Origin of the sequence: Streptomyces actinomycinicus (genome assembly GCF_016741775.1) — a bacterium.
Lineage (GTDB): Bacteria > Actinomycetota > Actinomycetes > Streptomycetales > Streptomycetaceae > Streptomyces > Streptomyces actinomycinicus.
In genome coordinates, this window is the sequence record NZ_JAERRK010000091.1 from 1 (window position 1) to 346 (window position 346).

The 346-nt window shown below is 68.5% G+C and carries 1 protein-coding gene; it reads left to right on the plus strand.

Annotated elements, in window-relative coordinates:
* On the plus strand, positions 1-346 hold a 346-nt coding region (locus tag JK359_RS38635), incomplete at both ends, for a dienelactone hydrolase family protein (RefSeq protein WP_236679131.1).

The window sequence follows — 346 nt, forward strand, 5'->3', positions numbered from 1 at the left end:
TGCCCACCAAGATGCTGCCGATTCCCACCGCCGACGGCCAGGCCGATGCCTTCGCCGCCTTCCCCGACGACGGCGAGCGGCACCCAGGAGTGCTGATGTACGCGGACGGCTTCGGTATCCGGCCCGTGCTGCGGGAGAGGGCCCGCGAACTGGCCGGCCACGGGTACTACGTGCTCGTCCCCAACTTCTTCTACCGGCACGGCCCCGCACCTGTGGTCGAACTTCCCGAGCACATCGGAGAAGAGGCCCGGACCGCGGTCATGAGTCGGCTGATGCCCCTGATCGAGGCGCACACCACCGAACGGACCCTGCGCGACGCCGACGCCTACCTCACATTTCTCACCGC